The organism is Hymenobacter amundsenii, assembly GCF_002204745.1.
GTDB classification, from domain to species: domain Bacteria; phylum Bacteroidota; class Bacteroidia; order Cytophagales; family Hymenobacteraceae; genus Hymenobacter; species Hymenobacter amundsenii.
On record NZ_NIRR01000007.1, the window covers coordinates 1 to 24,924 of the forward strand.

The 24,924-nt window shown below is 61.8% G+C and carries 23 protein-coding genes; 15 read left to right on the forward strand and 8 right to left on the reverse strand.

Annotation, left to right across the window (positions count from 1 at the left end; genetic code table 11):
• Nucleotides 1-200 precede the first annotated feature (200 nt).
• Nucleotides 201-902: an aminotransferase class I/II-fold pyridoxal phosphate-dependent enzyme gene (locus tag CDA63_RS06355; protein WP_317044039.1), complete on the forward strand. Its 702-nt coding sequence runs from the start codon at nucleotides 201-203 to the stop codon at nucleotides 900-902.
• 56 nt (nucleotides 903-958) lie between these two features.
• On the opposite strand, the gene CDA63_RS06360 is transcribed toward CDA63_RS06355, so the two are convergent.
• The gene (locus tag CDA63_RS06360; protein WP_088463615.1) at nucleotides 959-1,285 is read right to left on the reverse strand and encodes a nucleotide pyrophosphohydrolase; all 327 of its coding nucleotides are present in this window, start codon (nucleotides 1,283-1,285) and stop codon (nucleotides 959-961) included.
• A gap of 26 nt (nucleotides 1,286-1,311) precedes the next feature.
• Nucleotides 1,312-1,752 carry a D-aminoacyl-tRNA deacylase gene (gene dtd / locus CDA63_RS06365; protein ID WP_088463616.1) on the reverse strand — a complete coding sequence of 147 codons (441 nt, stop codon included), beginning with the start codon at nucleotides 1,750-1,752 and terminating at the stop codon, nucleotides 1,312-1,314.
• A gap of 170 nt (nucleotides 1,753-1,922) precedes the next feature.
• Between dtd and CDA63_RS06370 the strand changes: the two genes are divergently transcribed.
• The gene (locus CDA63_RS06370) at nucleotides 1,923-3,449 is read left to right on the forward strand and encodes a hypothetical protein (RefSeq protein ID WP_126546754.1); all 1,527 of its coding nucleotides are present in this window, start codon (nucleotides 1,923-1,925) and stop codon (nucleotides 3,447-3,449) included.
• Nucleotides 3,450-3,583: 134 nt separating this feature from the next.
• Here the strand turns inward: CDA63_RS06370 and mltG are convergent, their stop codons facing one another.
• Entirely contained in the window at nucleotides 3,584-4,618 is a 1,035-nt protein-coding gene (gene mltG, locus CDA63_RS06375) for an endolytic transglycosylase MltG (protein WP_165768216.1), read from the reverse strand.
• A 53-nt stretch (nucleotides 4,619-4,671) separates the two neighbouring features.
• Entirely contained in the window at nucleotides 4,672-6,156 is a 1,485-nt protein-coding gene (locus tag CDA63_RS06380) for a helix-turn-helix domain-containing protein (RefSeq protein WP_165768217.1), read from the reverse strand.
• A 265-nt stretch (nucleotides 6,157-6,421) separates the two neighbouring features.
• On the opposite strand from CDA63_RS06380, the gene aceB reads away from it, so the two are divergent.
• Both aceB and aceA read left to right on the forward strand, forming a co-directional pair.
• Nucleotides 6,422-8,047, forward strand: a complete 1,626-nt coding sequence (aceB, locus tag CDA63_RS06385) for a malate synthase A (RefSeq protein ID WP_088463620.1) — start codon at nucleotides 6,422-6,424, stop codon at nucleotides 8,045-8,047.
• 179 nt (nucleotides 8,048-8,226) lie between these two features.
• Entirely contained in the window at nucleotides 8,227-9,516 is a 1,290-nt protein-coding gene (gene aceA / locus CDA63_RS06390; RefSeq protein WP_088463621.1) for an isocitrate lyase, read from the forward strand.
• 151 nt (nucleotides 9,517-9,667) lie between these two features.
• On the opposite strand, the gene CDA63_RS06395 is transcribed toward aceA, so the two are convergent.
• Nucleotides 9,668-10,378: a 2-phosphosulfolactate phosphatase gene (locus tag CDA63_RS06395; RefSeq protein ID WP_088463622.1), complete on the reverse strand. Its 711-nt coding sequence runs from the start codon at nucleotides 10,376-10,378 to the stop codon at nucleotides 9,668-9,670.
• A gap of 132 nt (nucleotides 10,379-10,510) precedes the next feature.
• Complete coding sequence (gcvT, locus tag CDA63_RS06400; protein WP_088463623.1) at nucleotides 10,511-11,617, reverse strand: glycine cleavage system aminomethyltransferase GcvT; 1,107 nt, start codon at nucleotides 11,615-11,617, stop codon at nucleotides 10,511-10,513.
• A 198-nt stretch (nucleotides 11,618-11,815) separates the two neighbouring features.
• Here gcvT and CDA63_RS06405 point away from each other — a divergent pair, with 198 nt between their 5' ends.
• The 3 genes from CDA63_RS06405 to CDA63_RS06415 are packed head-to-tail and all read left to right on the forward strand — an operon-like array spanning nucleotide 11,816 to nucleotide 14,242.
• Nucleotides 11,816-12,178, forward strand: a complete 363-nt coding sequence (locus CDA63_RS06405) for a CZB domain-containing protein (RefSeq protein WP_088463624.1) — start codon at nucleotides 11,816-11,818, stop codon at nucleotides 12,176-12,178.
• A 35-nt stretch (nucleotides 12,179-12,213) separates the two neighbouring features.
• Nucleotides 12,214-13,749, forward strand: coding sequence for a sensor histidine kinase (locus CDA63_RS06410; RefSeq protein WP_088463625.1), 1,536 nt, complete (start codon nucleotides 12,214-12,216; stop codon nucleotides 13,747-13,749).
• Between the two features lie 49 nt (nucleotides 13,750-13,798).
• Nucleotides 13,799-14,242, forward strand: a complete 444-nt coding sequence (locus CDA63_RS06415) for a response regulator (protein WP_088463626.1) — start codon at nucleotides 13,799-13,801, stop codon at nucleotides 14,240-14,242.
• A 114-nt stretch (nucleotides 14,243-14,356) separates the two neighbouring features.
• On the opposite strand, the gene CDA63_RS06420 is transcribed toward CDA63_RS06415, so the two are convergent.
• Nucleotides 14,357-14,932, reverse strand: a complete 576-nt coding sequence (locus CDA63_RS06420; protein WP_088463627.1) for a ribonuclease HII — start codon at nucleotides 14,930-14,932, stop codon at nucleotides 14,357-14,359.
• A 158-nt stretch (nucleotides 14,933-15,090) separates the two neighbouring features.
• Nucleotides 15,091-15,336: a hypothetical protein gene (locus CDA63_RS06425; RefSeq protein WP_088463628.1), complete on the reverse strand. Its 246-nt coding sequence runs from the start codon at nucleotides 15,334-15,336 to the stop codon at nucleotides 15,091-15,093.
• Between the two features lie 482 nt (nucleotides 15,337-15,818).
• On the opposite strand from CDA63_RS06425, the gene CDA63_RS06430 reads away from it, so the two are divergent.
• The 8 genes from CDA63_RS06430 (at nucleotide 15,819) to prfB (ending at nucleotide 24,855) form a co-directional block, all read left to right on the forward strand.
• A complete protein-coding gene (locus tag CDA63_RS06430) occupies nucleotides 15,819-16,388 on the forward strand; it encodes an NUDIX domain-containing protein (RefSeq protein ID WP_199797506.1) in 570 nt (189 codons plus the stop codon).
• A 195-nt stretch (nucleotides 16,389-16,583) separates the two neighbouring features.
• Nucleotides 16,584-17,435: a lysophospholipid acyltransferase family protein gene (locus CDA63_RS06435; RefSeq protein ID WP_088463629.1), complete on the forward strand. Its 852-nt coding sequence runs from the start codon at nucleotides 16,584-16,586 to the stop codon at nucleotides 17,433-17,435.
• Between the two features lie 89 nt (nucleotides 17,436-17,524).
• A complete protein-coding gene (gene gatC / locus CDA63_RS06440; RefSeq protein WP_088463630.1) occupies nucleotides 17,525-17,812 on the forward strand; it encodes an Asp-tRNA(Asn)/Glu-tRNA(Gln) amidotransferase subunit GatC in 288 nt (95 codons plus the stop codon).
• Nucleotides 17,813-17,943: 131 nt separating this feature from the next.
• Complete coding sequence (locus CDA63_RS06445; protein ID WP_126546755.1) at nucleotides 17,944-20,970, forward strand: tetratricopeptide repeat protein; 3,027 nt, start codon at nucleotides 17,944-17,946, stop codon at nucleotides 20,968-20,970.
• Nucleotides 20,971-20,991: 21 nt separating this feature from the next.
• A complete protein-coding gene (locus CDA63_RS06450; RefSeq protein ID WP_088463732.1) occupies nucleotides 20,992-21,708 on the forward strand; it encodes an ABC transporter ATP-binding protein in 717 nt (238 codons plus the stop codon).
• A 158-nt stretch (nucleotides 21,709-21,866) separates the two neighbouring features.
• Nucleotides 21,867-22,415, forward strand: coding sequence for a cob(I)yrinic acid a,c-diamide adenosyltransferase (locus tag CDA63_RS06455; protein ID WP_088463733.1), 549 nt, complete (start codon nucleotides 21,867-21,869; stop codon nucleotides 22,413-22,415).
• A gap of 146 nt (nucleotides 22,416-22,561) precedes the next feature.
• Nucleotides 22,562-23,626: a branched-chain amino acid aminotransferase gene (locus CDA63_RS06460; protein WP_088463632.1), complete on the forward strand. Its 1,065-nt coding sequence runs from the start codon at nucleotides 22,562-22,564 to the stop codon at nucleotides 23,624-23,626.
• 151 nt (nucleotides 23,627-23,777) lie between these two features.
• Nucleotides 23,778-24,855, forward strand: a protein-coding gene (gene prfB / locus CDA63_RS06465) for a peptide chain release factor 2 (RefSeq protein ID WP_199797507.1) whose coding sequence is annotated in 2 segments (ribosomal slippage) — nucleotides 23,778-23,837 and nucleotides 23,839-24,855 — 1,077 coding nt in all. Because the reading frame shifts where the segments join, the coding sequence is not laid out codon by codon here.
• Nucleotides 24,856-24,924: the final 69 nt, after the last annotated feature.

Below are 24,924 nucleotides of genomic sequence, written 5' to 3' on the forward strand. Positions count from 1 at the left end.
GCTGCACTCCAGCATCGACTATCAGACCCCCTATTACGCTCACCAACAGCTTCTTCCACTTAACGCCCTAAACTGTCCAGCGTAACTAGACCACCTCAGTTGACCCCACATAGGGCCGTACCAGAGGGTAATCTATTTAGTTTGGTGATGTCTTAATACACACTTAGTGTTTACGTATTGGCTCCATTCACTGGTACTGCATGATTACCTTACCTTTGCACCCCGACTTTATCCCTTTCAACCGCCCTTACCTGGTGGGTCCAGAGTTAGACTACATCCAGCAGGCGGTGGTAGCGGGTAAGCTTTCGGGCAACGGAGAATTTACGCGGCGTTGCCAGCATTTCTTTGAGCAGCACTACGGCATTCATAAGGCGCTACTAACTAACAGCGGCACTGACGCGCTGGAAATGGCCGCTTTGCTGCTGGATATTCAGCCAGGCGACGAGATAATTATACCCAGCTACACCTTTACTTCCACCGCCAATGCTTTTGTGCTACGCGGGGCCCGCATCGTTTTTGTTGACAGCCACCCCGACCATCCTAACCTCGACTTTGCGCAGCTGGAGCCGCTGATCACACCCCGCACTCGGGCCATCGTACCCGTGTACTACGGCGGCCAGCCTCCTGCTGAGTTACCGAGGCTATTAGCCTTGGCCGAGCGCTACAACCTGTGGGTAGTAGAAGACGCTGCCCAAGCTATCGAAGCGCGCTACGAAGGCCGCCCATTAGGCACTTTTGGTCACCTCGCGGCTTTCTCCTTCCACGAAACCAAAAATCTGAGTGCCGGCGAAGGAGGCTTGCTGGCCATTAATGATCCGCGCTTAGCCGCCCGAGCAGAAATTATTTGGGAGAAAGGCACTAATCGTGCAGCCTTCGCCCGGGGCGAACTGACACCCGACTAAACAGGAGTGTCAGCACGAAAGTCTCACCTCTCACTTCTTGGTACTCACTTCTAAGTTCAAAACAGCTTCTCATTCTCCCTGTGGCGGGTGGCGTCGCGCTGGGTTTTCTTTACTAGGTTCTGGGTCAGGGCCTCGGTGAGGTTGATACCGGTTTGGTTGGCCAGGCAGATAACCACGAACAGTACGTCGGCCAGTTCGTCGGCCAGTACCTTATCCTTGTCCGACTCTTTAAACGACTGTTCTCCGTACTGCCGGGCGATGATGCGGGCCACTTCGCCCACTTCCTCGGTGAGCATGGCCATGTTGGTCAGCTCGTTGAAATAGCGCACGCCGGTGGTCTGAATCCAGGTATCCACTGTTTGCTGGGCCTCGTCAATGGTCATAATTCTTGCATTAAACGTTGTTGGTGCTAACTGTCGAGCACAATAGTCACGGGGCCATCGTTGAGCAGCTCCACCTGCATATCGGCCCCGAACTCGCCGGTGGCTACGGGCTGGCCCAGTAGCTCGGCTACGCGCGCCACGAACTGCTCGTAGAGGGGCTCGGCCAGCGGCGGTGGAGCGGCCCCGGCGTAGCTGGGGCGGTTGCCCTTGCGGGCATCGGCCAGCAGCGTAAACTGGCTCACGATGAGCACCTGCCCGTCCACGTCCTGCACCGAGCGATTCATGCGGCCTTCCTCATCAGCGAAGATGCGCAACTGCACCAGCTTGCGGGCCAGCCGGTCGAGAATAGCGGCATCATCGTCGGGCGCGAAACCAGCCAGTACAAGCAGCCCAGAACCAATTTGGCCGGTAATCCGGCCCTCAACGGTAACGCGGGCGTGGCGGACACGCTGAAGCACTAGGCGCATAGGTAGAACGTGAGAAGTGAGAAACGGGTCGGCGGGCTCCGGCGGAGTTGCGGGCCCACCACCGGATACCGGTGCAAGTTCGGTGGTATCGGCGGCAATCTGCCATCTTCGGGGCAGAAAACCCGCGGGGCCAACCGGCCGGGGCGGGCGTTGCTTTGTTATTTTGCGCCTTGAGCCGTTTGCTGCCTTCTTCCTCGTCCGTCAACCAGTCGCGCCTTTGGCTCGGGGTGGCCCTGCTACTGCTGGTGCCGATGCGCCTGCACGGACTGCTGCACACAGCGCTACCCGATTACGATTCGGTACGCAACTGGCAGGTGGTGCAGGAAATAGCGGCCGGCAACCTGAGCCACCTGTTCCGGCACGGCAGCCCGCTGTTCATGCTGTGCTATGCTCCAGTGGCTTGGTTTACCACCGATTACCGCGTGTTCCTGGTTCTCAATGCCTTGCTGGCCGTGGCAGCGGTGGGGCTGCTCACCCGCTTTATGGTCCGCGCTACCCGCTTGCCCGGCTGGCAGACCGGCCTACTGGTCCTGCTGGTGGGCACCGGCACCTTCCTCACGTTCTCGGGCCGCGACTTCACCATGAGTTCGGCCAGCCTGCTGTGCTTTGCGGGTCTGCTGGGCGGCTACTACCAACGGCTCCGGCAGCCGGGGGCCGTTACGCTTTACCGGGCCGTCGGCTGGCTGGTGCTGGGCCTGGGCTTCAACTACAAATTCATCCTGACGCTGCCCATTCTGGCCGTGCTGGAGTGGTGGCAGGCCGACGGGTTGCTGTGGCAGCGGGGTCACTGGTGGCGCGTGGGGCTGCTGGTGGCCGCGCCCTACGTGGTACTGGGGTTGGTGGGCGTGTTGGCCGGCGTGCCCTGGTATGCTTGGGCGGCCGTGTATTATAAGGTCGCCTTCCCCGATGCAGCCAACGCCGCCGGCCGCACCACCACCATCCAGCCCGATTTTCTGTACTACCTGCGCTATGTGCTCGATTTCGAGTCGGTGCTGGTGTGGGTGGGGCTGCTGGCGCCGCTGGGGCTGCTTTGGCAGGAGTGGCGGGCGGGCCGGTTCGGACGGGGCCGGGCACTGCCCCCCGAACTGTACCTAGCCACCTGGGGCTGGTGCTTGCTGGCGGGTATGTCGCTGCTGCTGAAGGCCCCGCGGGGGCTGCTGTGGGCCTACGGGCTGTGGTATGCGCTGGGCTGGCTGACGCTGCGGCGGCTGCCGGCCCCGGTGCTGGCCGCCCTGGGGCTGCTGGCACTGGCCGGCAATGGCTACCGGCTCCAACGCCACATTTACGCCTACACCGCCCAGTCCACGAGCTACCCGGCCGTAGCCGCCTGGCTGCAAGCCCACGGCGGCGGGCCGGTGGCCAGTACCGTAAGCCTGGGTCTGGCCCCCTTCCGACCCGCTTCCGACACCGTGTGGGTAGTTATGCACGAAGCCGACCTGCCCGCCCTGGCCCGCCAGGGCTACCGCTACGTGCTGCTCGACGCCTACTGGCGCGTGGCCAACGTGCGGCAGTTCGACTCGCTGCGCCGCCGGCCGCCGCTGGCCGCCTGGCCCGAGCCGGCCCTCACCTCGCCCCTACTGTTTCTGGAGCACTCCGAATTTACCGGCCTCAGCTACCAGCAAACCCTGCAACGCTGGCAGCAAGCCCGCCAGGATTCAATGCAATTGCGAGTGTATGAGGTGAGAAGTGAGAAGTGAGAAGTGGAACGTCATTCAGAGCGGAGCGAAGAATCTTGCGTGCTGACGCTGCAATGGTATTACTACTACTGCAACGACCGCACGCGAGATTCTTCGCTGCGCTCTGAATGACGTTCCTTTCCACTCCTATCTTCTTACCGCTTTACCCCTAAACTGTCCAGCCGGTGCTGGTAGCGGCGGGCGTTGCGCAGGTGCTCGGCGTAGGTTTCGGCGAAGTCGGAGAAGCCGCTGCCGTCGGGGCGGGCACAGAAGAAAACGTAGTTGTGGCGAGCGGGGCGCAGCACGGCGTCGAGGGTCTGGCGGTTGGCCGACGTGATGGGGCCGGGCGGCAGGCCCTTGTGTTTGTAGGTGTTGTAGGGCGAATCCACGAGCTTATCGGCGTTAAGCACCCGCTTCACCCCGAAGTTGCCAATGGCCCAGAGCAGCGTGGGGTCGGCCTGGAGGCGCATGCCTTTGCGCAGGCGGTTGAGGTAGGCCCCGGCAATAAGAAACTTGTCGGTGGGCTGGGCCGTTTCGCGCTGCACGATGCTGGCCAGCACGTGCACCTGGGTAATCGTGAGGCCCAGCGAATCGGCCCGGTGGCGGCGTTCGGGCGTCCAGAACCGCTGGTGGGTGGCAGCGGCCGAATCGAGCAGTTGCCGGGCCGAGGAGTTCCAAAGCAGGCGGTAGGGCCCGGGCAGAAACAACGTCAGCACGGTGGTCGTATCGACGCCGTAGCGCCGTTGCAACAAAGCGTTGTCGTTGAGCAGCCGGCGCAGACCAACCGAATCGGCCTCGAAGGCAGCGGCCAATTGGCGAGCCAACTGGGGCTTGTATTTGAAGGCGTTCAGCGTGAAGGCCACCGTGTCCTGCTCGCCCCGGAGCAGCATATCCACCAAGGCCAGGTTGCCCATCCCCGACCGCAGCAGGTAGCGGCCCGGCTTTACCTGGGCGGGGTAGTCGCGCCAGCGGGCCACCCAATCAAACGTCTGCTCATCGCGCAGCAGCTCGTACTTGCGCAGCGAATCGAGCACCGCCCCGTAGCCCGCACCCGTACCGATGTACAGGTAAGCCGGCCCAAAGGCCGACTCGCGCACGTTGGGCCGACGCAATACCCACCAGCCTGCCCCCAGACCTGCCAGCACGGCCACGCTCAGAACAATCAGGAAGAGGAGCCAGAATTTACGCATTGGTTGATTTTCGGGGTATTTTGGGAACGACATCCTCCAGTCTCACTTTCCCCTCACACCTCGTTCACGAGGGCGGCTACGGCGGCCTGCAGTTCCTGCTGGCGCTGGCGGCGCTCCACTTCAAGCGGGGCGGCGGCGCGCACTTCGCAGTCGGGGATGGTGCACCGCTCGCAGGTCTCGTTGACGTCCTTCACCACGATGGCTGGGTCGTCGAGGAAGCGGACTTTCTGGCGCAGGTTCTCATCGCAGAGCAGGCCCACCGTAACGCTCACGGCTGGTTCGGTAGCCGTGCCGGCGCGGGCCAGCGTCAGGCAGAGGTACTCGTCGCCGTTGGGGTAGCGCGAGCGTTGGGCCCCGAGCGTGAACGAGGGCGCTTCGGCGGCGGGCTGTTGGCGCAGCTCGGCCAGTAGGCGCAGCGAAATCCAGCGGCGGCAGTAGTGTTCGTGCAGCTCGTTGCCGTGGGGGTTGTGCAAGCGCGAGAGGTGCAGTTCCTTGGTCAGCTTGTAGTCGGCGGCGCTATTGGCTTGGTCGAAGCGCAGGAAAAACAGGCTCTGGATGCCGAAATGCCGGGGCAGCAGATTGGTGATGCGCTGCATAAACATCTCCGGCGACACGTCGTAGCGGGCCAACAGGTCCAGCAGCAGCGCGGGCTCCCACTTTTTGGCGTTGAAGAAGCCCGTCAGGTCGCGCACCAGCGTTTCCTCCTCCATCAGCAGGGCCCCGGCGAAGTAGGATGCCTTGAAATTGTTGAGCACTTCCTCGAACGAATGCACCGGAAACGAGGCATTCACGTAGGGCCGCTCCTTCAGGCCCGCGTAATTAAAGGCTACCTCGCGGCCCAGAACGAAGCCCTCCTGGGCTCCGCTCAGGCCGGGGCGTAACAGCAGCCGCTTACTTTTGGGCTGAAAAACCGACCGTAGCCGGCCCAGATGAGCATAGTCGCTCAGCCCGGTCCGGTCGAGGGTATAGCCGTACTTTTCGGTGAGCACCTGCTCCAGCCGCCGCCGGTCGAGCGGGGCCGGGGCCGCCAGGCCGTGCTCAACGCTGAACGTGCGCACGTCCTGCTCCAGCTCCTCGAAGTAATTGTCATGCATTTCCTGAAACGAGCGCAGCGCGGCCAGAAAAAAGTGCTCCTGCCGCATCTCGTAGTTGCGGGCAATTTCGAAGAGCGTGCTGATGAAGGCGTTCATCTTGGCCGGGGCGTTGGCAATCAACTCCACGATGCGCAACGGGTCGAGGCCGAACATCTCCAGCGGAAACTCCTTGAGCAAATCCGACTGCAGCAGCTCCGAAATCGGCTCCAGCCGCCGCGGCAGCGTCAGCGACACGAGCTGATCGTAGCTTACCTCCAGAGCCTTGCTCAAACTCAGAATTTTATCGGCCTTGGGGTACTTTTTGCCCTTCTCAATCTCGTTGAGGTAACTCACCGACACGTCGCAGACCTTGGCTAGCTCGGCCGGCGTAAAGCCCCGCTCCTGCCGCAACTCGCGCAGCTTCAATCCAAAAATCAAGCGAACAACCTGGCCGTGACTCAGCATAAGGGAAATGGTGAAATGGTGAGTTGGGGTGTTGCGGTGGAGACAATAAGCTAGTGCCATGCTCGCCTCCGGCTGCGCGGACGCCAGATGGATCATGACAACCTTTTGGGGAATGAAATTCATTCACCGGTAAGCCCGCAAATCTACGGGTTCGAGGATAGTTTTCATCTTTAGCGAATATTCGCTTGTTTAATAAAATTCGCTAATGTACATTTGATTCATTACTACCAGAAACACCTTCATCCCTCATTTTAAACTCCTGCTTATGTCGCCTTTCGCCGAGCCCCAAACTCTTATTCCGTCGTACATCACGCCCGAGCGGGTTAAGTTGACGGGCGACTACTCGCCCGAATACGCTGAAATCCTAACACCCTCGGCCCTGGCGTTCGTGGCTGAACTGCACCGCCGCTTCGAGCCCACCCGCCGCGACTTGCTCGGCCAGCGCCAGGACCGCCAGCGCGCCCTGGCCGCTGGCGAGGCCCTCGATTTTCTACCCGAAACCCGCCTGCTCCGCGAGAAGGACTGGACCGTGGCCGCCCTGCCGGCTAACCTGCTCGACCGCCGGGTGGAAATTACCGGCCCCGTGGAGCGCAAAATGATTATCAACGCCCTCAACTCGGGGGCCAAGGTGTTCATGGCGGATCTGGAAGATTCCAACGCGCCCACCTGGGACAACGTGGTGGAAGGCCAGCGCAACCTGCGCGACGCCGTGCGCGGCACCATTTCGCTCAGCACGCCCCAAAAGGAGTACAAACTTAACGAGCAAACCGCCGTGCTCATGGTGCGGCCCCGGGGCTGGCACCTGCTCGAAAAGCATCTGCTCGTCGATGGCGAAACGGTCAGTGGGTCGCTGTTCGATTTCGGCCTCTACTTCTTCCACAACGCCCACGAGCTCTGCGCCCGCGGCACGGGCCCTTACTTCTATCTGCCCAAAATCGAGAGTCACCTCGAAGCCCGCCTCTGGAACGATGTGTTCAACTTCGCCCAACACGCGCTGGAGCTGCCTAAGGGCACCATTAAAGCCACCGTGCTGATTGAAACCCTGCCGGCCGCCTTCCAGCTCCACGAGATTCTGTGGGAGCTGCGCGAGCACTCGGCCGGCCTCAATTGCGGGCGTTGGGACTACATTTTCAGCTACATTAAGCGCCTGGGCCTCGGGGCCGAATTCCGGTTGCCCGACCGCGCGGCCGTGACCATGAGCGTGCCCTTCATGGACGCCTACTCCCAGCTCGTGATTCAGACCTGCCACCGCCGGGGCGTGCACGCCATGGGCGGCATGGCGGCCCAGATTCCGATCAAGAACGACCCCGAGGCCAACGAGCGGGCCCTCGAAAAAGTCCGCCAGGACAAAGTGCGCGAGGCCCGCAACGGCCACGACGGCACCTGGGTAGCCCACCCCGGCCTGGTCCCGATTGCGCTGGAGGTCTTCAACGAACTCATGCCCCAGCCCAACCAGATTGCCAACAAGCGCCTCGACGTGCACGTAACGGCCCAGGATTTGGTAAAAGCGCCCGAAGGCGACATAACAGAGGCCGGCCTACGCCTCAACATCGACGTGGCCATCCAGTACCTCGAATCGTGGCTGCGGGGCAACGGCTGCGTGCCCATCTATAACCTGATGGAAGACGCTGCCACTGCCGAAATTTCGCGGGCTCAGGTGTGGCAGTGGCTGCATACGCCCGGCACCCAGCTCGCCGACGGACGCCCGGTAACTGTGGAGCTCTACCGCGAACTGCTGCCCGCCCAGCTGGCCAGCATCAAGGAGCAGGTAGGGGCCGAAACCTACGCCCAGGGCAAGTACCTGGAAGCCGCCCGCCTCTTCGACCGGCTGGTGATGAGCGAGCAGTTCATCGAGTTCCTCACCCTGCCCGCCTACGACCAGCTGGCGTAGGGCAGAACGGCACCCAAGAACGTCATGCTGAGCATGACGGGCTAATGGACTGGGCTTACACGCAGTTGTCAGCCCCTTTTCCCCTCAATTTTTTCGGGTTTCCTCAACCGGGGGCGAAGCAGTGCTTTGCCTTCCTAAGGCCCCTTTTGCCCATATTTTCACTCCTTACCCCTACCCTTATGAACAAGCAAGAACGCATTGCCACCATCGAGAAGGACTGGTCGACCAACCCGCGCTGGAAAGGCATCGAGCGGCCCTACACTGCCGCCGACGTGCTGAAGCTGCGTGGCTCGGTAGACATTGAGTACTCGCTGGCCCGCAACGGGGCCGAGCGGCTGTGGCAGCTGCTGCACTCCGAGGAGTACGTGGCAGGCCTCGGGGCCCTCACCGGCAACCAGGCCGTGCAAGAGGTGCAGGCCGGCCTTAACGCCATCTATCTTTCGGGCTGGCAGGTGGCGGCCGACGCCAACAACTCGGGCCAGATGTACCCCGACCAGAGCCTCTATCCCGCCGATTCGGTGCCGGCCGTGGTGCGCCGCATCAACAACGCGCTGCTGCGCGCCGACCAGATTCAGAGCGTGACGGGTGAGGGGGAGGTGCATTGGCTGGTGCCCATCGTGGCCGACGCCGAGGCTGGCTTTGGGGGCAACCTGAACGCGTTTGAGCTCATGAAGATGATGATTGAAGCCGGGGCCGCCGGCGTCCACTTCGAGGACCAGCTTTCTTCGGCCAAGAAGTGCGGCCACCTGGGCGGCAAGGTGCTCGTGCCCACCCAAGAAGCCATCAATAAGCTCGTAGCCGCTCGCCTGGCCGCCGACGTGATGGGCGTGCCCACCCTGGTAGTAGCCCGCACCGACGCCGATGCTGCCGATTTGCTCACCTCCGACATCGACCCGCGCGACCAGCCCTTCGTTCTCCAGGAAGCCGAGCGCACCTCCGAGGGCTTCTTCCGCGTCCGGTGCGGCATGGACGCCGGCATTGCCCGCGGCTTGGCCTACGCCCCCTACGCCGACCTCATCTGGATGGAAACCTCGCACCCCGACCTGGACCAGGCCCGCCAGTTCGCCGAAGCCATCCACGCCGAGTTCCCCGGTAAGCTACTGGCCTACAACTGCTCGCCCTCGTTCAACTGGGCCGCCAAGCTTAGCGTGCAGGAAATGGAAACCTACCGCGAGGAGTTGGCCGCCATGGGCTACAAGTTCCAGTTCATCACGCTGGCCGGCTTCCACGCCCTTAATACCAGCATGTTCGAGTTGGCCTTGGCCTACCGCGAGCGGGGCATGGCCGGCTATTCGGAACTTCAGGAGCGCGAGTTTGCCCTTCAGAAGAAGGGCTTCAAGGCCGTCAAGCACCAGAGCTTCGTGGGCACCGCCTACTTCGATTCAGTCCAGGATCTGGTCACCGCCGGCCGCTCCAGCACCGGCGCGCTGGTCGGCAGCACCGAGGAAGCGCAATTCAATAATCACTAATTAGCGCGGATTTTAACGGATTATACGGATTTTGTAGCCGATTGAAAATCAAGAAAGCCACCTCAGTTGAGGTGGCTTTCTTGATTTTACTATTGAAGAACAGCAACAGCAGGATCAGCTACAAAAATCGTGAAATCCGTTAAAATTCGCGCTAATCCGTGATCCGGCCATCCTTAAATACCGGCACCAAATCGTACTCGTCCTGGCGGATGCAAAAGGCCATGTCCTGGTGGGCTTCGAGGTGGTTGAGGCGGCGCACGTGGGCCGAGCGGAGCAGGTAGCCGCCAAGGTCAGGCGCGGCGGCGGCCCAGAGGTCGAGGGCAGCCAGGGTGGCATCGGAGGCAGTGGTATCGAAATCGGCTTGCAAACGGGCGGCCAGGGCCCCACCGAAGAGGGTGTCTTCGAGGCAGAAGTGGCCCTTCCAACCGGCGCAGACGACCACCACATCCTTGTTCAACTGGCGCAGATGCGCGGCTACGGCCCCCAGATTAAGGAAGGCCCCGACCACGATTTCATCGGCGGCGGCTGAGAGGTGCAGGGCGCGGGTGCCGTTGGTAGTCGTCAGGGCCACGGCCCGACCTTGCACGGCCACTGCCCCATCTAGGTAGCCGAAGGGCGAGTTGCCCAAATCTACGCCGTCGGCCTGCTGGCCGTCGCGCTCGGCGGCTGTCAGGTAGCCCTGGGCGGCCATGGCCCGGCACTCCGCCAGCCCACTGAACGGCACCAAGTGGGTGACGCCCGCCGCCAGCGCCGTCACGATGCTGGAGGTGGCCCGCAGCACATCGACCACCACCGCCACCTTGTCCTTCAGGTCGAAGAGCGGCAGCAGCTCGGGCGAGAAACAGATATCAAAAGTGGGCATTGAACGTCCGAGAAAAAACCTCATGCTGAGCGCAGCCGAAGCATCTCTACCGCAACAGTAATCATATACTATTGCGGTAGAGATGCTTCGGCTGCGCTCAGCATGAGGTTCTGGGTTATATCACCAATTTATCTACACCTCCTCGGTACCGGGCACGAAGGGCAGCTTGACCACCGTGGCGGGCAGGTTTTTGCCGCGTACCTGCACAAAAATCGGGGTACCGGGCTTGGCCAGCGCGGTTTGCACGTAGCCCAGGCCCACGCCCTTGCTCAGGCTCGGCGACTGGGTGCCGCTGGTGACTTCGCCAATGACTTCGCCGGCCTCATTTACCAGCGGGTAGTGGCTGCGCGGGATGCCGGCCCCGTCCATGAGGAAGCCTACGAGCTTGCGCTCCACGCCGGCCTCTTTCTGGGCTTGCAGGCTTTCGGAATTCGTGAAGTCCTTGGTGAACTTGGTGATCCAGCCCAGACCGGCTTCCAGGGGCGAGGTGGTGTCGGTGATGTCGTTGCCGTAGAGGCAGTAGCCCATTTCGAGGCGCAGCGTGTCGCGGGCCCCGAGGCCGATGGGCTTGAGGCCGTAGGGCTGGCCGGCCTCCATCACCGCATCCCAGACCTGCTTGGCGTACTGGTTGGGCACGTACAGCTCGAAGCCGCCCGCGCCGGTGTAGCCGGTGGCCGAGATGATGACATCGGGCGCGCCAGCGAACGTGCCCTGCACGAAGGAGTAGTACGGAATGGCGCTTAGGTCGGCGTCGGTGAGAGTTTGGAGGGCAGCGGCGGCTTTAGGGCCCTGCACGGCCAGCAGGCTCAGCTCGTCCGACACGTCCTGCATGTCGGCGCCTTCTGTGTTGAACTGCTTGATCCAGTTCCAGTCCTTTTCAATGTTAGAGGCATTCACGACCAGCAGGTAGTCTTCCTCGGCCAGCATGTACACCAGCAGGTCGTCCACGATGCCGCCGTCCTGGTTGGGCAGGCAGCTGTACTGGGCCTTGCCGGGGGCGAGCTTGCTGGCATCGTTGCTCGTTACGCGCTGAATCAGGTCGAGGGCTTTCGGGCCGCGCACCCGAAACTCACCCATGTGCGAAACATCGAACATGCCGGCGGCCCGGCGCACGGTGTGATGCTCGTCGAGGTCGGAGGAGTAGCGCACGGGCATGTTGTAGCCGGCGAAGGGCACCATTTTGGCCCCGAGCTGCTGGTGCACGTCGTTGAGGGGAACGGTTTTGAGCGTATCGGACATGAAAGTGGGTGGTGGATGGGAGGATAAAACAGCGGATCAACCCAAAAAACCAAACGGCCGCGCCGCCCGTTCTTTGGCTGGGCGAAAGTAGCCAATTATGCCCGGGTGTTACGGCAATGGTTGCCTATCTTTGACCAACTACCACTTCGGCTTCCGGTCCGCCGCACCCGTATTTCGCCCTTGCCGGGCCTCTCTTGCATGTCCGATGATACCAAGCAGGAATTTGATGCCGCTCGCATCAAGCACCTGCTTTTCAAGTCCAAGCTTCGCTCTTTCCTCTACGGCAGCAATACCGCCGAGGGGCCTATCCGCGACCCCGACCTCTGCTCGCTGGGTCAGTGGATCAATCAGCGCGTGCTCCTGGCCTACGCGCACCTGCCCGAAAGCCGGGAACTCGACCAGGTACACCGGCATATTCATACCGAAGCCAACCGCCTCATGGACCTGCGCCTGAGCGGCCGGTCTGACGAGGCCACAGCCGGCCTGGGCCAGATCAACCAACTGGCCGACCAGATTGTGGTGCTGCTACACACGCTTGAGGCCTCTGTGCAGGCCCATTAACCCGCTCAAGGCCGCGTTATACGGCCCTTTCCTGCATGAAGCTCAAGCTCCAACTTTCGACCAAGTTATTCGCAGGATTCCTCGCCATTTCCCTGCTTTTCGCAGCCGTCGTCTTCATCAACTACCAACTTTCGCGGGCCGTACTGCGCAATTCGCAGCGGGTGGCTAACTCCCAGCGCATCACGGGCGAGGCTACCACGCTGCTGCGCAACATCATCGACATGGAAAGCGGCTTCCGGGGCTATATGCTCATTGGCAACGAAGCCGTACTAGCCCCCTACTACGAAGGCGAACGGAACTTGCTGGGCCGCTTTACCCGGCTGCGCAACGACGTACCTCCCGACGATACCCAGTTTCAGCGCCTGCAACGGGCCCAGATGCTGTTTCAGCAGTGGGCCGCATTTTCGCACTTGCTCATCAGTGAAAAGCGCGAAGCCCTGCGCCGCGACCCCACCCACGTGGGTGTGCGGGGGCTGGAGCACGAGGACCTGGGCAGCAGCCTGACGGGCAAAGTGGTTATGGACCAGATCCGGGTGCTATTTACCGCCTTCGACCGGGAAGAGGCCCAGACCCGTTACAAACAGCGCGTACGACTTCAGGACAGCATCCGCGAAACCCGGGTGCTGTCGGTGGGCGTTACGCTGCTCACCATTGCGCTCGGGCTGCTTTATGCCGCGTATCTGGTGCGGCAGTTTTCGCAGCGCATCAACGGCATGGTCGACCAAGCCCAGCGCATTGCCGGCGGCGATTACTCGACCCAGTTACCGGACACGGAGGGCGACGAGCTGACCAAACTTTCGGCGTCGCTCAGCACCATGACTAATACCATCAACACCAATATCCGGCAGCTGGAGCGGCGCAACCAAGAGCTCGACCAGTTTTCCTACGTGGTATCGCACGATTTGAAAGCACCGTTGCGGGGCATCGAAACAGCTTCGCGCTGGATCGAGGAAGACATGGGCCAGGATGTACCGGCCCACATCAAGGAGTTTCTGGTGCTGATGCGCACTAGAGTGCGGCGCATGGAAAACCTGATTACCGGCATCCTCGACCTAGCCCGGGTAGGCCGCACGCCCCAGGCCGACGAAGCCGTGTTCGTGCGCCAGCTGCTGCGCGAAATCGTGGACTCGCTGGAGCTGCCGGCCGGCTTCGAAGTGGAGCTACCCTTCTACCTGCCCACGCTGCAAACCAACCGCGTGCAGCTCGAACAGGTATTCACCAACCTGATCAGCAACGCTGTAAAGTACCACCACGACCCGGCCCACGGTCGCATTACCATCGGCTGCGTAGAAGGCCCCCAGTTCTACACCTTCGCCATCACCGACAACGGCCCAGGCATCGCGGCCGCGTACCACGAGCGCATTTTCATCATCTTCCAGACCCTGACCGAGCGCGACACGCTGGAAAGCACCGGCGTGGGGCTGGCCATCGTCAAGAAGATGGTGGAGCGCCAGGGTGGTACCATCCGCGTCGAATCGGCCGAGGGTGCGGGCGCTTCCTTCATATTTACCTGGCCCAAAGCCAGCGCCCGCCGCCCGTCGCCGGCTGCCGCCACCGCCCTCACCCCCTAACTGCCGTATAAACCAACTATCCCTTGGTTTTACTTGTCCTATCTGCCTTATGACCCCCGACACGCAACACCCTGCCATTCTGCTCGTCGAAGACGACCAGCTCGATATCATGAACGTGCAGCGCGAGCTACGAAAAAACAACGTCAACGTACCCCTGCACATTGCCCGCAACGGCCGCGAAGCCCTCGATATGCTACGCGGCGAAGGTGGCCAGGAGCGCATTCCGCTCCCGAGCGTGGTGATGCTCGACCTGAACATGCCCCGCATGAATGGGCTGGAACTGCTTGAAATTCTGCGCTCCGACTCCGAATTTGTGAACTTGAACGTCTTCATCACCACCACCTCCGACCTCGAAACCGACCGCCTAAAAGCCCAGGACCTCGCCGTGAGCGGCTACATCATCAAGCCCCTGAGCTTCGACAGCTTCGGCGAAGGCGGCACCACCGTCGATGGGTTCAGCCTGTTTCTGGACCTATTGAAGTTGAAGAGCTAAGCGTTCTGACCCGCGTTATCCTGAACAAAGCGAAGGACCTATACAAAAGCTAACCTCAAGAGGAAATAGCTTTGTATAGTCCTTCGCTTTGTTCAGGATAACGCGGGTTAAGCCTTACAGCAGCCGAAAGCTCATCCGGTGGTGCTCGGTGGGGCCGTGCACCCGAATGGCGGCGCGGTGGGCGACAGTTGGATAGGCCGCGTTCTGGGCCCAACCGTAGGCCGGATAAAGCGCATCCAACTCCCGCATCCGGTCGTCGCGGAAAGTTTTGGCCAGCACCGAAGCCGCAGCGATATTGCGGTAGAGGCCGTCGCCGCCCACGATGCAGGTGTGGGGCAGCGCAGGGTGAGCCCGGAATCGGTTGCCATCGACGAGCAGATGGGTGGGCTGGAGCAGGAGCTGGGCCACGGCCCGATGCATGGCTAAGTAGCTGGCCTGGGCGATATTGAGGTTCGTGATTTCCGCCACCGACGCTTCGGCTACCGCCCATGCCACCGCTTCGCGGCAGATTTCGGTCCGCACCAGCTCCCGTCGCCGGGCCGTCAGCTGCTTCGAGTCGTGGAGAAATTCGGAGGTGAAATCGGGCGGTAGGATAACAGCGGCGGCAAACACCGGCCCGGCCAGGCAGCCCCGGCCAGCTTCATCGAGGCCAGCTTCCAACGGTTCGCCGGTATAGGAAACGAGTAACATCAGCGCTAGTAGTTGTTAATGGTTGATCGTCAAGGCCGCTGATCAGCCTGACGCAGAAAGAACCTTATCGAGCTAAAACGGCCGTAAAGATGGTCGTTCTAACGAGACAAGGTTCTTTCTGCGTCAGGCTGATCAGCGGCCCTGACGATCAACATTTATTACTGGTGGCTACCGGCGCTAGAGCCTTCGCGCGACGGGTCCTGTTCGCCGCGGCGGGTGCCTTGGCTGTCGCGGGGCCCATCGTCGATAGTGGATTCTTCGGCTTCGGTCATGTATACGTTGGTGGTGGGGCCCAGGCCGCCGTTCTTTTTAGCCAAGTCGGCTTCGGCCTCAGCGTGCTTCAGATTGAATAGCGGGTCGCCTTCTTTGGGCGTAGCGGGCTTATTTTGGGGCTTGTTGGCCATAAATAGTTGGTACCGGCCGGAATGTGAACGGCTGGCACCCATAAGATACGCGGCGGTTTCGTGGGGGTTGGGGCAGGTGGCCTACAGGATTTGGGCCCGACAGGCTGGGCACCTGAGGCAGGGGCACTTATCCCGACAGAGCCAACCGGCCAAAAAATTGGGCAATAAAAAAGCCGCTACCCGAGGTAGCGGCCTTTTCCATCGCATTGGCTGGCAAAAAATCATTCATCCACCCTACTAATTTTGCCAGGTCCCAATACTACGCGGTAAGAGCCTTCCTTTCCATAAACCTTACCAGCGCTGAATAATTAGTAGGTCAAAAGTATACGAAAGCGTTGGGCGTTTTGGATTTTTTGGCCCAACAACACGCTTCACCCGGCCAACGAATGGTTCCGCCCGGCGAGCTCAATTGGGCATACGGCCCCACCCCCGCCGACCATAGTATCTTTGGGCCAGATTCATTTTCTGGCTTCTACTTCTTTATGATGGGCTACCCCGCCGACCTAAACGAGCACCACAACCCCTGGCAAGTACGCGGCACCGCCCTTCAATACCAGAACCCCTGGATTGAGGTGCGCGAGGATCAGATAATTAACCCCGCCGGCAAACCCGGTATCTATGGGGTAGTATCGATGAAAAACAAGGCCATTGGCATCGTGCCCGTCGATGCCGAGGGCAATACTTGGCTTGTGGGCCAGTACCGCTACACGCTCAGCGAATACTGCTGGGAGATTCCAATGGGTGGTGGCCCCGTAGAACTCGATGTGCTGGAATCGGCCCAGCGGGAGTTGCGCGAGGAAACCGGCCTGCATGCCCGCCGCTGGACCAACATCATGCGGCTGCATACCTCCAATTCGGTTACCGATGAGGAAGGCTTCGTGTTTCTGGCCCAGGAGCTGGAGCAGGGCGAAGTAGAGCCGGAGGAAACCGAAGACCTACGCCTCTGGAAATTACCGCTTGCCGAAGCCGTGCAACTGGTCATGGATGGCCGCATCACCGATGCCATCAGCGTGGCCGGCCTGCTCAAAGCAGCCCGCCTATTGGGCGTGTAATTTGGTGAGCGGTGAGAAAGAACGTCATTCAGAGTGAAGTGAAGAATCTCGTTTGCTAACGTTGAGCTAGGATTACAACATTGGCACGCGAGATTCTTCACTTCACTCTGAATGACGTTCTACTTACAGCCCCACTACCCTACCACTAAATCCCTCTTAACCTGGCCCTCATTTTTGCGGCCTTAACTTGCCGGAATGACGCAGTTGCTTCGTTACGTTGGTCATCGTTTATACACCACCTGGGCCACGTTCTGGTTCGTGGCGCCGTTTCTGGTCACCTACCCGGTACAGTGGGCGCTGAGCCAGCGACCAGCCGGGCACCCGTACCTGCACGCACTCAACCGGGCCTGGTCGCGCTTTTTTATTGCCGTGTGGGGGGTGCCGGTCGAAACCATCAGGGCCGCCGAAACGGTACCGGCGGGCCAGCCTTGCCTGTACCTGGCCAACCACAGCTCCTTGATTGATATTCCGCTGCTGTTCACCACGCTGCCGGGCTGGCTGCACGTGCTGGGTAAAAGCTCGCTGGCTAAAATCCCACTCTGGGGCCCTATTTTCGGCCGTTCTCACATCATCGTCGACCGCAACAGCGCCGTGAGCCGGGGCCGCTCGATGGTGCTGGCTCGGCGGGTGCTGGCGGCCGGCCACTCGGTTATCATTTTCCCCGAAGGCCAGATTTCGCGCCACCCCGGCCAGCAACTGGAGCCGTTCAAGGATGGTGCGTTTCAACTCGCCATTGCCGCCGGGGTACCCATTGTGCCCATCACCATGCCCCTCAACCACCACTTTCTGCCCGATGTGGGTGGGCTGCGGGTGCGCTGGGCCCGGCTGGCTATTATCGTGCACGCCCCCATCAGCACGACTGGCCTGGGCGCCGCCGACGCGCCCGCCCTTAAGCAACAGGTCTACGAAATTATTGCCAGCGCCCTACGGCCCGAAGCCGGTGGCGTGCCCGGCCCCAGCACTTTCCGGCGGCCAGCAGCCTTGCCCGCTCCGGCCACCGACCGTGCCCACCAAGAGTCGGCCGACCACCAGAAAACGTCGGCCTGAATCAGGGCGAGGCGAGGCAACGGGCGGCAACCCGCCCCCAGACCGTATCTTGCGCCCGGCAACTGCCTTTCACCTTCGATTCTTTTTCCGTGAGCACCGACTTAGCAACCCTCCGCGGCCTAGCCCACCTGGCCCGCCTCGAATTCGACGCCACCAAAGAGCAGCAGATGCTCGGCGACCTGAACAAAATCCTTGACTGGGTGGACCAGTTGAGCCAGCTCGACACCACCGACGTGGAGCCGCTCGTGCATTTATCGCAGGAAATCAACGTGCTGCGCCCCGACGAGGCTCACAACACCGTTAGCCACCAGAACGGCCTGCTCAATGCCCCACGCAAGGATTCCGACTATTTCCGGGTACCCAAAGTGCTCGACTAATTTCCTTTAGTTGTAGTTGTTGGGGCTTCGTTGTCAGGCCGCCGGGCATTGTGCTTGAATAACCACAGCACGATGCCCGGCTACCCGATAACGAAGCCCCGATACTTGATACCCGGTAACCAAACCCTGCTTTGACTCCCGCTCCCTCCTCCCTTACTTCCCGCTGGCCCTGGCCGCTGTTGCTGCTGGCCCTGTGCGCGGGGCTGGCGGCCGGGCTGGCCGGTTGGCACTACTTCACAGCCGAGGATGCGGTGCTGCCCCTGCGGCCCGTCGCCCAACTCACGCCCGTACCCCTGACGGTGGCCGAAGTGGCGGTGGGGCTGGCTCGCCTGCCGGTGCAGGCCAACGGCTACCTGCTCACCCAGACCTATGATGTAGCCGGGCCGTTTCTGCGGCCCGGGGCGGCGCTGGGGCTAGTGGTGCTGCTGGGCGTAGCGCTGGCCTACTTTCTGGCCGCTGCCAGCTCGCTGGCCCGGCCGGCCTTCGTGGCGGGCATGGCGCTGGTCATTTTTCTACTGATGTCGCTCAACGCTGATTTGCTGGGCGTTTTCGTTACCGGGAAGCAGTATGTGCTGCTGGTGGCGCTGGCGGCGCTGGTGGGGCCGGCGTACTACTTCCACGCCTTCCGGCCCGACGTGTCGTTTGGGCGGCGGCTGGGCACCTTTGCTTTCCTCGTGACGGGGCTGGGGCTGCTGGTGTTTCTGCGCAACCCCAACCCCGCCGACTACACGGCCCTGCACCTAAGCGCGTATTTTACGGTAGCCGGGGCCGTGGCCTTTGGGCTGCTAGTGCTGTGGGTAGGGTTTGAAAACGTGCATGGGCTGCTCTGGCTTAATACCCAAGCCGATACGCCCGCTGGCCGATACGGGCTCTGGCCGTTCCTGCTGGCGGCCGGGCTGTACCTGGGGGCACTGCTCCTCTACTATCTCAACCAAAGCCAGTTATTGGTGCTGCCCGGCCTCTACCTCGACCCCTACCTACTGCTGCTGCCGGCCGTGGTGGTGGGCTGGCTGGGCCAACGCCGCCGCGCCGCAACTTACGCGGACTGGGTGCCACCAGGGGCTGCCACCGTGCTGTACCTGGTGCTGGTGCTGCTGGCCGCCGCTACCCTCGGCTATGCCCTGGCCACCACCAACGACCCGCTGCTGCAAGCCGGCCGCGACTTTACGGCGCTGGTATTTCTGGGCTTGGGAACGGCATTTCTGGTGTATGTGCTACTAAACTTCGGGCCGCTACTGCGCCAGAAAAAGGCTGTGCACCGCGTGGTGTTCGAGCCCCGGCGGTTTCCATTCTACGCCATGTACGCGCTGGGCCTCGTGGTGGTCGTGGCCGTGAGTTTGCGCAACAACTTTTTTGTGCTCGACCAGGTGCAGGCCGGCTCGTTCAATAATCTGGGCGATTTGGCCCGCTGGGAAAGTGAGTTGGCACCCGACGACCTCTCGCGGGCTCTGGTGGCTGAGCGTTACTACGCCGAGAGCGACGACCTCGACCAGCACAACCACAAGGCCAGCCTGGGCCGGGCCGCGCTCTACCGCTTCCGCCTCCAGCGCCAAAACGAAATCAATATCCTGCGCCGGGCCCTCGACCGCCGCCCCTCGCCCCGCCTTACGCTGCGCCTGGCGGCCCTCTACAACGAGCCCCGGGACTTTTTCGACCGGTTGGCCGTGCTGCGAGCCGGGCTTCAGGCCCACCCCGCCAACGCCGCCCTCAACGCCGATCTGGCCCAGCTCTATTCCCGCTCCAGCCTAACCGATTCGGTGGCGTTTTACCGTGCCCGGGCGGCGGCCACCGCCCCCAACAACCCCACGCTGGCCGCCAACGAGCTGGCTTACCGCATCCAACAGCAACAGTGGGCGGCCGCCGCCGAGTTGGTAGAGGCCACCGGCAGCAACGCCTCGCCCGCCTTCCAAAGCAATGCCCTGGTACTGGCCCAGCTCACCGGCCAACCGGGCACTGCCAACGTGCTGCCCCCCGATACCACCACCAGCCTCGACGCCACCAACTTCGCCCTGCTCTACCACGACGGGCTGGCCCGCGCCACTCGCCACGATACCACCTTGCTGCCCCTGCTGCCTGCCTTGGCGGCCAACCCGGCCAATGCAGCCTACCTCGACCAGCTGACGCTGCTGCGGGCCTTTAGCCAACACTATGGAGGCCGGCCGGTAGCGGCCCAGAATGCGCTGCTGCCCCTGGCTACCGGCTCAGGGGCGGGCACCGCCTATTACCAGCAGCTGCAGGGGCTATGGCTACTCGACCAGCACCTGCCCGCCCCTGCCGCGGGCCGCCTCCACGAAGCCCGCGAAAACGGCGCGCCCGAAGCCGCCCTGCCCGAAGCCTACGCCCTGGCCCTGACCAGCCAGCCCGATTCGGCCCGACAGGTAGCAAACCAGGCCGCCCCCGGACTTACCCGCCGGTTGTTACAGGCCGCCCTTGACCCTGAGCTGCGCACCACCTATTCTCAGGCGCCCGACTCGGTACAGGCCCAATACCTGGTACTGCGGGGCGATGAGCTGCCGGCCACTGCCCTGCTGCCCGCCGCCGCTGCCATTACCAGCCCGGCCTTGCGGCAAGTAGCGCTGCTGGCGCAGTTGCCCCGGGCCCTGAACGCCGGCCAGCTAGTGCCAGTTGGCCAGACTTTGGACCAGACTGCTCCAGCCGTTGGAGCCGTGGGGGCCTCACCCTGGAACGTGCTGCGGGGCGAGCTGTACGTGCGCGGCCGGCAGTGGCCCCAGCTGCGGGATCTGGTACAAAAAGGAGTTTTTGCAGGCTTCGACACGTTTCAGCGCCTCTACTTCCGGGCCACGCTGGCCGAGGCCGACCAGCAGCCTAAAGAAGCGGGCCGCCTCTATGCCCAACTCGTGCAGCAGGCCCCATTCGTGGAAAACGGCTTGGTGGCCGCCGCCGCTTTCCATACCCGCCAGGGCGATGCTTCAGCCGCCTACAACGTGCTGCTGCGCGGTATCGAGTACAACCCGCAGTCGGTGCCCCTGCTGAAAGCTTTCGTGCTCTCCGCCGTACCAATAGGCCTGGTTGAGTATGCCCAGCAGCCACTTTACCGCCTGGGCACGTTGCTTTCCCCCACAGATTATAGTATATTTCGTACGGAGTATGATGCGGCCCTCGCGGCCCGAACGGCTTCTGACGGTCCCTGGAACTAACCCCTGCCCCCTTCTGGTATGATGCCTCCCGTTATCCAAACCACCGATATTTCCAAGGTTTACCGCATGGGAGCCGAGGAAATTCACGCCCTGCAATCCATTTCCATCACCATCCAGCGGGGCGAGTATGTGGCCTTCATGGGTCCCTCGGGTTCGGGCAAATCCACGCTCATGAACATCATTGGCTGCCTCGATACGCCTTCCGGCGGCCAGTACATCCTCAACGGGAAGGATGTCAGCAACATGAGCGACAACCAGCTAGCCGACGTGCGCAACCGCGAAATCGGCTTCGTATTCCAGTCGTTCAACTTGCTGCCCCGTGCCACCTCCCTCGACAACGTAGCCCTGCCCCTCATTTATGCCGGCTACGGTAAAAGCGAGCGGCACGAGCTGGCCCGCGAAGCCCTGCGCAGCGTTGGCCTCGCCGACCGGGCCCTACACAAGCCTAATGAGCTAAGTGGCGGCCAGCGCCAGCGCGTGGCCATTGCCCGCGCCCTGGTCAACAACCCCAGCATCATTCTGGCCGACGAACCCACTGGCGCGCTGGATACCCGCACCAGCCACGAAATCATGGAGCTGTTCGAAGCCCTCTACGCCCGGGGCAACACCATTATCATGGTAACCCACGAAGAGGATATTGCCATGCACGCCCACCGCATCGTGCGCCTGCGCGACGGGCTGGTGGAAACCGACGAGGTAAACGAGAACATCGTAATCAGCCAGCTTGAAAGGCATTAGTAGACCCCGCCGCCAACTTTTTCGCGGTTGGCGGGTAGTGCTGGTAGCGGGCGGCCGGTTAGCCGTAAAACGTCATGCTCAGCCTCGCTAAGCATGACGTTCTGTTACCAGGGCCCGGCCCACTGCTTTATTCTTCCATCCTCCACCGCTTTCTGCACTTGAAAATCTATACTAAAACCGGCGACCAGGGCCTGACCTCCCTCATTGGGGGCACCCGGGTGCCCAAATCGAGCTTGCGCATCGAGTGTTACGGCACTGTCGATGAGCTCAACTCCTACATCGGCCTCGTCCGCGACCAGGACATTAACGCGTCGCGGCGGCCGCTGCTCAAGGAAATTCAGGACCGGCTATTCACTATCGGCTCTTCCCTGGCTTCCGACCCCGAGAAGTCGAAGATGAAGATTCCCGACCTGCATGCCGAAGACGTGACGCTGCTGGAACAGGAAATGGACCGCATGAACGAAACGTTGCCCGAACTGCGCGTATTCGTGCTGCCCGGTGGCCACCAGTCGGTATCGTTTGCTCATTTGGCCCGTTGCGTGTGCCGCCGGGCCGAGCGGCTGGTGATTCATTTGCGTGAAGATGAGTTTGTGGCCGACCTGGTAGTCATGTACCTCAACCGCCTCTCCGATTACCTGTTCGTGCTCAGCCGCCAGATGGCCCACGAACTGGGGGCCGAAGAAGTGAAGTGGGAACCCCGGATGTAAGGCGCCGGACAACATCCGGCCTAACACTCGTTCGGCAAAAATTCGCCATCTTTAGCAACTGCCCGCTCCCCCTCCCGGCGCGGGTCGGTCTATTTCCCATTCTGGCTTCACCCGGCCCCCTACCCACCCAGCCCACCCACCTTACCATGCTCGACACGCTCACAATCAGCACCCAGCCTACGGCTAAATCGCGCCTGCCCGAAATCGATTTCGATAATCTCGACTTCGGCCGCACCTTCTCCGACCACATGCTGGTAGTAGACTACCACGACGGCGAGTGGCAGCAGCCCCAGATTGTTCCCTACGGCCCGATGACGGTTAGCCCCGCCAACTCGGCCATCCACTACGGCCAGTCGATTTTTGAGGGCCTGAAGGCGTACAAGAGCCAGTCGGGCGAAGTGGCGCTGTTCCGCCCCCTCGATAACTTCCACCGCCTCAACGCGTCGGCCGAGCGCATGTGCATGCCCCAGCTGCCCGAAGAAATCTTCATGCAGGGCTTGCTCCAGCTCGTGCGCCTCGACGCCGGCTGGGTTCCCGAGGGCCCGGGCAGTGCCCTCTATATCCGGCCCTTCATGTTTGCCACCGATGCTATGCTGGGCGTGCGCCCCTCCGAGTCGTACCGTTTCATGATCGTGACCTGCCCGGTGGGCCTCTACTACCCCAAGCCGCTGCGCGTGCGCTTCGAGGAGAAATACGTGCGCTCGGCCGAAGGTGGGGCCGGCTACTCCAAGAACGCCGGCAACTACGGCGCGGCCATGTACCCCACCCGCCTGGGCCAGGAAGAGGGCTATAACCAGCTCATCTGGACCGATGCTTCCGAGCATAAATACGTAGAGGAATCGGGCACCATGAACGCTATGTTCATCATCGACGGCCGCCTCGTTACGCCCGCCCTCAGCTCTTCCATCCTCGACGGCATTACGCGCCGCAGCGTGCTGCAACTGGCCCGCGACTGGGGCATGCAAGTGGAGGAGCGCCAGGTATCGGCCCGCGAAATCATGCAGGCACAGGCCGACGGCACCCTCCAGGAGGCTTTTGGCGTAGGCACCGCCGCCACTATTGCCTCCATAGCCGTTATCGGTTACCAGGGCCAGGACTACGAGCTGCCGGCCGTGGCCGACGATGCCTTCTCGCGCCGGGCCACGGCTGCCCTCGCCGCCATCCGTAAGGGCCAAGCACCCGATGCGCACAACTGGATGGTGCGCGTATAACCGTATAACCAAGGCACCATAATTACTGCCGGAGCCGGTCCTGCCACGTTGGCGGGGCCGGCTCCGCGGTGTTTACCGCTTATATTTTTGCCACCTTTGGCCTTTGCCGGTCCAACTGGGCCGGCCGTTTTTTCATCCACACTTTTTTTCCATGACCCACGACCAGGTGAAGGAATTGAAGGGCCGCGCTGAGGCCCTGAGGAGGTATCTTTGACTACGATGCCCGCAAAGAACAAGTAACCGAAATAGAAGCCCAGTCCACTGCCCCCGGCTTCTGGGACGATTCCAAGGCGGCCGAAGCCACCATGCGCGAGCTAAAGGGCATCAAAGTCTGGACCGACGACTATGAGGCGGTGGAGAAGGTAGTCGACGACGTGGAGGTACTCTACGAGTTCCACCGCGAAGGCGACGTGCCCGAAGACGAGATGCAACGCGAGTTCGGCGCGGCCGAGCAGGCCGTTGAGCGGCTGGAATTCAAGCGGATGCTCTCCGACGAGGAAGACCAGCTTTCGGCCGTCATCGACATCAACCCCGGGGCCGGGGGCACCGAAAGCCAGGACTGGGCCGAAATGCTCATGCGCATGTACATTATGTGGGGCGAGAAGCAGGGCTTTACGGTGCGCCAGCTCAGCTACCAGCCCGGCGAAGGGGCCGGCATCAAATCGGCCTCGCTCGAAATCGATGGCCAGTTTGCCTATGGCTACCTGAAAAGCGAAATTGGGGTGCACCGGCTCGTGCGCATGTCGCCCTTCGACAGCAGCGGCCGCCGCCACACCTCGTTCGCCTCGGTATTCGCTTACCCGGTGATTGATGACACCATCAACATCGAAATCAACCCCGCCGACATCAGCTGGGACACGTTCCGGGCGGGTGGGGCCGGCGGCCAGAACGTGAACAAGGTCGAAACCGCCGTGCGCCTCACCCACGCGCCTTCCGGCATCATCATCGCCGTCCAGATTGAACGCAGCCAGCTCATGAACAAGGAGCACGCCCTGCGCATGCTCAAGTCGCGCCTCTACCAGATCGAGATGGACAAGCGCAATGCGGCCCGCGACGTAGTGGAAGCCGGCAAGAAGCGCATCGACTTCGGTTCCCAGATCCGCAACTACGTGCTGCACCCCTACAAGCTCATCAAAGACCTGCGCACCGGCATCGAGCGCACCGACGTGCACAACGTACTCGACGGGGACCTGGAGGAGTACATTAAAGGGTTTTTGATGCAGAACTAGATACAGTGGTGCTACCTGGCACCCATATATCCATCGATTCTCTTCTTACCAGACACAAAAAAAGGCTGC

Coding starts and splice junctions, on each gene's coding strand:
- CDA63_RS06355 (WP_317044039.1), top strand. CDS start 201: ATGATTACCTTACCTTTGCACCCCGACTTTATCCCTTTCAACCGCCCT.
- CDA63_RS06360 (WP_088463615.1), bottom strand. CDS start 1,285: ATGACCATTGACGAGGCCCAGCAAACAGTGGATACCTGGATTCAGACC.
- dtd (WP_088463616.1), bottom strand. CDS start 1,752: ATGCGCCTAGTGCTTCAGCGTGTCCGCCACGCCCGCGTTACCGTTGAG.
- mltG (WP_165768216.1), bottom strand. CDS start 4,618: ATGCGTAAATTCTGGCTCCTCTTCCTGATTGTTCTGAGCGTGGCCGTG.
- CDA63_RS06380 (WP_165768217.1), bottom strand. CDS start 6,156: ATGCTGAGTCACGGCCAGGTTGTTCGCTTGATTTTTGGATTGAAGCTG.
- aceB (WP_088463620.1), top strand. CDS start 6,422: ATGTCGCCTTTCGCCGAGCCCCAAACTCTTATTCCGTCGTACATCACG.
- aceA (WP_088463621.1), top strand. CDS start 8,227: ATGAACAAGCAAGAACGCATTGCCACCATCGAGAAGGACTGGTCGACC.
- CDA63_RS06395 (WP_088463622.1), bottom strand. CDS start 10,378: ATGCCCACTTTTGATATCTGTTTCTCGCCCGAGCTGCTGCCGCTCTTC.
- gcvT (WP_088463623.1), bottom strand. CDS start 11,617: ATGTCCGATACGCTCAAAACCGTTCCCCTCAACGACGTGCACCAGCAG.
- CDA63_RS06405 (WP_088463624.1), top strand. CDS start 11,816: ATGTCCGATGATACCAAGCAGGAATTTGATGCCGCTCGCATCAAGCAC.
- CDA63_RS06410 (WP_088463625.1), top strand. CDS start 12,214: ATGAAGCTCAAGCTCCAACTTTCGACCAAGTTATTCGCAGGATTCCTC.
- CDA63_RS06415 (WP_088463626.1), top strand. CDS start 13,799: ATGACCCCCGACACGCAACACCCTGCCATTCTGCTCGTCGAAGACGAC.
- CDA63_RS06420 (WP_088463627.1), bottom strand. CDS start 14,932: ATGTTACTCGTTTCCTATACCGGCGAACCGTTGGAAGCTGGCCTCGAT.
- CDA63_RS06425 (WP_088463628.1), bottom strand. CDS start 15,336: ATGGCCAACAAGCCCCAAAATAAGCCCGCTACGCCCAAAGAAGGCGAC.
- CDA63_RS06430 (WP_199797506.1), top strand. CDS start 15,819: ATGATGGGCTACCCCGCCGACCTAAACGAGCACCACAACCCCTGGCAA.
- CDA63_RS06435 (WP_088463629.1), top strand. CDS start 16,584: ATGACGCAGTTGCTTCGTTACGTTGGTCATCGTTTATACACCACCTGG.
- CDA63_RS06450 (WP_088463732.1), top strand. CDS start 20,992: ATGCCTCCCGTTATCCAAACCACCGATATTTCCAAGGTTTACCGCATG.
- CDA63_RS06460 (WP_088463632.1), top strand. CDS start 22,562: ATGCTCGACACGCTCACAATCAGCACCCAGCCTACGGCTAAATCGCGC.